Source organism: Wolbachia endosymbiont of Atemnus politus, assembly GCF_013309895.1.
On sequence record NZ_JAAXCS010000003.1, the window covers coordinates 22,369 to 30,468 of the forward strand.

General features: G+C 36.2%; 7 protein-coding genes. 2 read left to right on the forward strand and 5 right to left on the reverse strand.

Going from position 1 to position 8,100, the window contains the following annotated elements:
* On the forward strand, window positions 1-1,080 hold the full coding sequence (locus tag HET73_RS00420; RefSeq protein WP_174132833.1) for a tyrosine-type recombinase/integrase: 1,080 nt from the start codon (window positions 1-3) through the stop codon (window positions 1,078-1,080).
* Here HET73_RS00420 and HET73_RS00425 read toward each other — a convergent pair.
* The 4 genes from HET73_RS00425 to dapE form a co-directional block, all read right to left on the reverse strand.
* Window positions 1,025-2,803, reverse strand: coding sequence for an ankyrin repeat domain-containing protein (locus HET73_RS00425; protein WP_174133866.1), 1,779 nt, complete (start codon window positions 2,801-2,803; stop codon window positions 1,025-1,027). The genes HET73_RS00420 and HET73_RS00425 overlap by 56 nt on opposite strands.
* 110 nt (window positions 2,804-2,913) lie before the next feature.
* Window positions 2,914-3,870, reverse strand: a complete 957-nt coding sequence (trxB, locus tag HET73_RS00430) for a thioredoxin-disulfide reductase (protein ID WP_174133867.1) — start codon at window positions 3,868-3,870, stop codon at window positions 2,914-2,916.
* Window positions 3,857-4,456, reverse strand: a complete 600-nt coding sequence (locus tag HET73_RS00435; RefSeq protein WP_174133869.1) for a peroxiredoxin — start codon at window positions 4,454-4,456, stop codon at window positions 3,857-3,859. The genes trxB and HET73_RS00435 overlap by 14 nt, the downstream gene beginning before the upstream one ends.
* Window positions 4,457-4,986: 530 nt before the next feature.
* Entirely contained in the window at window positions 4,987-6,183 is a 1,197-nt protein-coding gene (dapE, locus tag HET73_RS00440) for a succinyl-diaminopimelate desuccinylase (RefSeq protein WP_174133332.1), read from the reverse strand.
* Window positions 6,184-6,224: 41 nt separating this feature from the next.
* On the opposite strand from dapE, the gene HET73_RS00445 reads away from it, so the two are divergent.
* Window positions 6,225-7,514, forward strand: coding sequence for an iron-containing alcohol dehydrogenase (locus HET73_RS00445; protein WP_174133331.1), 1,290 nt, complete (start codon window positions 6,225-6,227; stop codon window positions 7,512-7,514).
* A 16-nt stretch (window positions 7,515-7,530) separates the two neighbouring features.
* Here HET73_RS00445 and HET73_RS00450 read toward each other — a convergent pair.
* Window positions 7,531-8,100 (reverse strand): hypothetical protein (locus HET73_RS00450; protein ID WP_218939286.1); only part of this gene is annotated, 570 nt, incomplete at its 5' end.

An 8,100-nucleotide genomic window follows, 5' to 3' on the forward strand; every position in this document is an offset into this window, starting at 1 on the left:
GTGAACCTCGGTTCAATCATCGAAAATTGGTATGAATGGCTGAGATGCAATAGGTCTTATTCACCTAACACTTTAGAGTCATATATGAGGGACTTGAAAGATCTCATAAGTTTCCTCGGCACTCACATTGGTGAAGAAGTGAATGTTGGCTCTTTGGAAAAACTGAGCGTACCTGAGCTCAGAAGTTGGCTTAGCTTCCGTTATGAGAGAGGCGTCAATGCAAGATCTAACACTCGTGCATTGTCAGTAATCAGAAATTTTTTTAAGTATATAAAAAACAATTATGAAATAAACAATGAGGCTGTATTTTCCTTGTCAAGACCAATTCAGAGGAGAACCCTGCCCAGAGCATTATCAATATCCAACATAAAAACTTTAGTAGACTTCTTCTTGCATAACTATTATTTACAAGGAATTCACTCTTCTTTTTCATTCCAGCGCGTAACGCTGGAATCCAGAAAAAAAAAAGAAATATGGATCCCAGTGTCAAGCACTGGGATGACAGAAGGCAACAAAAAAACTTTAGCGAAAGAAGTGAAATTGTCCGACCTAGGTGAACCTTGGGTAATAAAGAGAGAATTTGCGGTTATCGTTCTACTATATGGCACAGGTTTAAGAATCAGCGAAGCATTGAGTATTAAGGTCAGTGATGTCAGCAGCGAAAATCTAATAATTACAGGTAAGGGGAGTAAACAGAGGGAGATATTTATTCTTCCGGTAGTAAAAAAGTGCATACAAGAATACGTAAAAGCTTGTCCTCATCTTGGCATTGATAATGAGGGACAATATCTTTTTGTGGGAGTAAGAGGAAAAAAATTGGGAAGAACTTACGTCGCTAATCGTTTGCAGAAAATAAGGAGAATATTAAATTTGCCAGAAACCTTATCTCCACATGCATTCCGTCATAGTTTTGCTACCCACTTGCTTCAAGAAGATATTGACATAAGGTCAATACAACAACTACTTGGCCATTCAAGCCTTGAAACCACTCAAGTTTACACTCACCTAAATTATCAAGATGTTTTTAATATGTATAAAAATTTTCAACGGAGTTTGGAGAAGAAACCAAAATCCTTGTAACTCGAGGATTGTCAGTAACACCACCAGGTTTTATGTCTTTTTGACCTCCTTGGCATAAAAAATACCCTACTAAAAGAAGAATTAGTGAAACTACAGCAAGACAAGCACTTACCTCTGGATAATCCACTATCGTTAAACACGCACCACCAGCGCATATTCCACACAACATAAAAAATGTAAGAGCATAGTTACTTTGCCTTTTACCCGGAGCACTTGCTTTCAAGGATTTCTCGTTTTGATCATTTAAACTTTTGTTTTGAGTACGAAGCTGAGCATTTTCTTTAGTAAGTCGGGCTACCTGAGCTTGTTGATCTACCTTCTCTTGCTTTGTTTGTTCCAAATCCCTTTCTAACTGTGAAATTTTGCTAGTTTTATTTGCTGGCTCTTGCTCTGTTTCTGTGAGTTGAGCTTTTGTTTTTTCAAGTTCACCTCTTAGGTTTTCAAGTTGACTTTTTTCTCTAGTCAGTTGGGTTACTTGATTAGTAAGAGCATCAATCCTTATTTGCTGAGTTGATCTTTCTTGCTTTACTTGTGCTAGATCTCTTTCTAACTGTGAAATTTTGTTAATGCCTCTCGTTCTTTCGCGTACGATCCTATCCAGCTCTCGTTCTTTTTCTATGAGTTGAGCTTTCGTTCTTTCAAGCTCAATTACAACCTCTTGAAAAGCTTGTTTAAAATCTTCTGGTAAAGATTGTTCCACACTTGCAGGAAATTTTTCATTTAGATAATTTACAATAGGCTCAATTAGATTATTAACATTTTTCCATGCAGCAATAATAATTGCATAATTCATGAAGTAATTATCTTCTACTAATTTTTTCACATCATCTAAATCCTTGCTATTAATAGCATCAATCAATCGCTCTTTAATAGCTTGTTCGATTATTTGCTTTAATTGTTTCTCTTCAATAATTTTCCTTAATTGTTTCCGTTCTATCATTGCAGGTGTTGACTTTATTTGATTAAGATCAAGCTCTTTATGTTTTAAAAGCTTTATCAATACTTCTTTTCCATTTTCTGTTATTTTTCTTAGACATAATATGATAATCGAGCTCAAGGGGGTTGTTATTTCTCCATGTCTCATTCTTCTCCAGCAATTAGGGTTAAGCTCTTCATTCAATAGCATGTTCGCTTGGTAAAAGTCTCTATTAGCAAGAGCACCTAACAACTCGTTTGCGTTTTGTGCTTTTTTAAATTCTAATTTTATTGCACCCTCAGATCCTCTTGCAATACAATCTTTAGGGCATTTACCTTCACAATTTCTAACATCAGTTTTCACATCTGGGTGCGTGAGCAATATTTTTACCATATCTTTAGCTCCAACCGAGCAAGCAATATGTAAAGCTGTGTCTTTGCGTATCGAGTGTGTTGTTACAAACTTTGATACCTCATCTTGTATACTAAGATCATATCTAGATTGCACCGTAGACACAGACTGCTTACTTTGAGCATTAATATTAATATTGCTGTTTTGTATAAGCAATTTGGACATCTTCTCTAATGTAGGTTGTTTATCACCGCTGACAACATAGACATTAGCAATAGACATCAAAGGTGTCATACCTTCTGCATCAAACGCATTAACATCCGCACCTTCTTTTAGAGCTTGCTTAAAACCTTCTAGATATCCATTATCAATAGTATTAAATAAGTATTTTGTTGATTCACTAAGTGGCTCGGAAGTCCTCCGATACAACCTGTAATCAATACTATTACCATGCATATTAAACCTACCTAATAACCCATTAATATAAAACTATACAAGAGAAAAAGAAAATAGCAATGAATCTCTCTTTCCTCTCAAAAAGAGTTATTTTATATATTCTCTATTTTTTAACTCTTTTGGCACTCTAAAAACTTTTCCGCATCAAGTGCAGCCATGCACCCTGTTCCTGCTGCAACTACTGCCTGTCGGTACACTTTATCTTGAACATCACCTGCAGCAAACACCCCTGCCCTACTAGTTAAAGTTGTTCCAGGTTTTGTAATTATATAACCCTGCTCATCCATTTCAACAAAGCCCTTAAAAATACCTGTATTTGGTGCATGCCCAATTGCAATGAACACTCCATCCACCCTCAGCTCTTGGGTTTTATCAGTCTCCGTTGATTTAATTGTAATACCAGTAACTTTTCTTGGATTTTCTTCCCCAAGGATTTGTTCCACGGTATGATTCCATACCACTTGTATTTTATCATTTTTAAAGAGCCTATCTTGCATTACTTTCTCTGCTCTTAATTTATCCCGCCTGTGTATTAGTATAACTTCTTTGGCAAATCGAGTTAAAAATATCGCTTCTTCAACGGCGGTATTTCCACCACCAACCACGGCTACAACTTTATTCCTAAAAAACGCACCATCACAAGTTGCACACGCTGAAACTCCATAACCTTGAAATTTCTTTTCACTCTCCAAGCCAAGCCATTTTGCCTGTGCACCTGATGCAATTATAATTGCATCAGAACAATAATCATTGGTACTACCAGAAGATCTAAACTTACACTCGTTAGAATCCTCAAGTTGTTCAACGCTTTTTATCTCATCATCTATTATTCTTGCCCCAACCTTCTCTGCATGCAACCTCTTTTGCTCCATTAGCTCCGGCCCTTGTATTGAAACAAAACCAGGATAATTTTCAACATCTGTAGTAATCATAAGCTGACCACCAGGCTGCATTCCTGTTACTACAATTGGCTCTAGGTTTGCACGTGCTGCATATATAGCAGCAGCATAACCTGCTGCCCCAGATCCAATAATAAGGACTTTTGTACTAAATCTATAGTTCTTCACTGTATGAGTTTAGATAGTCAGCCACTCCTTCATCACTTGCCTGCATTGCTGGCTTACCCTTGTTCCACCCTGCTGGACACACTTCACCATGCTCTTTATTATGTTTTATCGCATCAACAATTCTAATAAACTCATCGATATTACGCCCTAAAGGCAAATCATTTATCGATTGATGACGCACAATAAACTCATCATCAATAACGAAAGTTGCCCTCAGTGCAACTGAGTCATCATGCAATACTCCATAGTCTCTTGATATAGACTTTTTTATATCAGACACCAAAGTGTAGCTAATCTCCCCAATACCACCTTCATTAACTGGAGTTTTCCTCCACTTACAATGGGAGAATTTTGAATCTACACTTATCCCTATAACTTCAACACCACGTTTTGAAAAATCCTCTATTTTATTACTAAACGATATCAACTCAGTTGGACAGACAAAGGTAAAATCAAGTGGATAGAAAAAAAGGACAGCATACTTACCTTTTGCGTGTTCACTTAAACAGAAGTCATCAACTATCTCTCCATCAGAGAGAACAGCTGGGGCAGTAAAATCGATAGCCGATTTTGTCACAAGATTCATAACTAACCTACTCATTTTAAAACAATTATATTTTACACCTTGATAAATTCGTATGCAAGTTTTCTTTCTCCTTTAAGCAGTTAGCCATTTCCACTAGATTTCTTGCATAACCTAAACTAAAAAGCAATTATTTTAAAATTTGGCGTTTTTTGTAGTACTCTTAAATTGCTTTAGCCACAAACATTAAGCAATTTACCAAGCGAAAAAAAAGGCAAAAGAAGCCCCGTGGTGCGAGTTTTGACCCTCTAATAATGTAACTTGGCGCTGTAATAATGTGCTGACGCTTAGTTTAAGCGCGATTTTGGCTGCATGTGAAAAAATTTAAAAGACATGTAGCCCCAATAATTTATATAATCCGCCAATAAATACCTTAAGTTTTTTACTAAATTTTTGTCATTGAATCCGCGCGGATCAAAAACAAGTTTTGAGTCAGAAATACCCTGAATGATATGATAATGAAGTTGTTAAAGTTTGTCAAGTAAGTTTTTCAACGCGCTACCAAAATGCAAGACACTAGCCTAAAATACACCTCAAGCTAACAATGGACCATCGGACATATTACCAATTACATTGATCTGATTTAATATCTTATTAGTGGGGTAAAAATAATTTTTTATAAATTCCTTATATATAGCTGTTAATTTGTGTATATCGTCCACTAACACACATTCGTTTACCTGATGTGCGGTTTTGTTAATCATACCAAATTCAATCACCGGACAAACATCCTTGATAAATGCAGCGTCAGACGTGCCACCACTTGTGCTCATCACAGCATCAATATTAGTAATTTTATTTATTGCATCAAGTATAATATCAGCATTCCTATCGGGAGTAGAGAGAAAAACACCCCTGCTGCTATGCACAGAGAGTTTATAATCGTTAGTCACACCGGAGCATATTTCATCAATCAACTTATATAAACTATCAGGTGTTTGCATATTGTTATATCGAATGTTGAAACTTGCAGCTATTGAACTAGGTATTAGGTTGTCAGTATCGTTTCCAACATCAACAGTAGTAATCTCACAATTTGAAGGCTGAAAATATTTATTACCATTATCAAGAGTAGTATCTTTTATCTTACTCAATATCGATATCATCTTATGTATTGGATTATCCGCTAAGTCTGGGTAGGCAACGTGCCCTTGTTTTCCATGGCAAATCAGCTCAAATGTCGCAGAGCCTCTTCTGCCTATTTTTATAGTATCACCTAATTTTTCACTACTGGTTGGTTCAGCGACCACACAATAATCTATCTTCTTGTGCTTACTTTCCATCCATTCCAAAACTGCCTTCGTTCCATATTCTTCCGTGCTTTCCTCAGCACTGGTAATCAATGTACTTATCGAACCACTAAATTGAAACTTTTCTGCAACTAAATTTACCATAGCAGCAATAAATGCAGCTATTCCGCTTTTCATATCAGCTGCTCCCCTTCCATACAACATTCCATCGCTAATTTTTGGATCAAATGGGTCAGATATCCAATCTTCTAACTGACCTGGTTGTACAACATCAACATGGCCAGCAAAACATAAGTTTGGTACCCCATTTATATATTTCGCATAAAGATTTTTAACTTTACCACCAAACTCCAGAATTTCACAATCAAAACCACTTTTTTTGAGGATTGCTGTTATATGCTCTATTGCCCCATCATCCCTTGGTGTTATACTCTTAAACGAAATTAATTTCTTAGTTAGCTCTACAGGGTCAATCTTCATATCAACCTGAAATACTGATATTACTATATTGTAAGCATTATATGCATTATTTAAAACAAATATTACACCAAGCCAAACAAACTCTTATAAGGGAAGTGATAGCAGGCCATCATTTTGTTGATAATATACATGAAATATGCACGCAATACGGAAATGATATCTTTCTAGTTGCAGATGAAAATACAGCAAAACTTTTAAATAAAAACATATTTAATAAAATTTCTCACTTAATTATTCCAGCCCCACTTGTCATTCCAGCACGTGACGCTGGAATCTATGATGGATCCCAGTGTCGCGCTACTTGGATGATACCAGATATACCGGACAGTGTTGCCTCTCTCGAAACCGTCAATCTAGCTAGAAACAAGGCAAAAGATAGTGATTTAATAGTAGCATTCGGTAGTGGCACTGTTAACGATATCTGTAAATACGCAAGCTACTTAGAAGGCAAGAACTACATATCCTTTCCAACAGCCGCCTCTATGAATGGATACAGCTCTGCAAATGCTTCAATACTGGCAGATGGATACAAAAAATCGTTCGCAGCACATCTTCCCAAGGCAATATACATTGACACCGATATAATTGCCAACGCACCACTGCGTCTCACATTAAGCGGATTTGCAGACTTCATCTGCCGTTCAACAGTGCAAGCCGATTGGTTATTATCTCATCTGCTACTTGGCACAGAATATAATGAATTACCTTTTACACTTGTTCGTGATCTGGAGCAGATCTTGCTAAGAGAGTACCTAGCACTTGCAAAAAAAAGCAAAAAAGTGAACTTATTACTTATGGAGGCCCTACTGATTTCAGGCCTTGGAATGGTGATGTCAAAAGGCAGCTATTCTGCAAGCCAAGGAGAGCATATGATAGCTCATGCAATGGAGATGGTAACAAAAGATTATTCCTTGCTACACGGCGAAAAAATTGCTGTTACAACGATCACCATGGCTAATTTACAGGAAAAGGTATTATCAATACAAAACCCTACTATCAAACCAACTACTTTGAATGTAAAATATGTGACTGAATGTTTTGGTAATACCGAATTTATAAAGATTTTAAAGCAGAAACAAATTACGCAGCAAAAAATCGGAGGGATCATTGATAAAGAATGGAATAACATTTCCAGTTTGATTAAGCAAAATTTATTACCTGCAAAACGCCTACAAAAAATATTTGAAGATCTGTCAATTCCACACTTACCAGAGCATCTAAGTTGGAACAAAGAGCAGTATTGCAAAGTGGTCAACCTTGCATTTGCAACAAGAGATAGATTCACCTTTCTTGACTTGGCTCACTGCATAGGAGAAAGTAAAGTTTTGTAGTTGTTACTAAAAAGAATCATGGACCAACAGAAAAATTGCGGGTTGCATATTCTTTACTTTTACACGGAATGTTTACACATTCCAGCTTATTATTATACAATAGACATACACTAAGCATAATACCTGCTATAGCTGAAACAACACCAATAACTGCACTTTTTCCTGCAATAGCAATGATTCCTGTAACAACGCAGATAGTAGCTAATGCAGCAACAGTATACTTTCGTGCATTTCGTTTCTCTTCAGAATTTATTTGATTCAAATAATTCTCAAATGTTTCCTTAGTTTCTTTGTCTTGCATTTTGTTAATTTTGCCACAAAACTCTTTAAACTTTCTCAGATCTTTGTGTTTCAACCATAATATATCTTCCCTAATTACTTGATCATCCAATAAGTAACCAGACATATAACTTCCTTTATCATTTGGTCTTTTAATACATGGTACATAAGGTATTTCCCTTGTAAGATACACATGAATCCCATAATTAATTAACATTGCATACAATACAATGTTTAATTTGTTCTGCAGATCACTAGCTACGTCTTTATTTTTTAAACACAATACCAGACTGCCAATGCTAACATA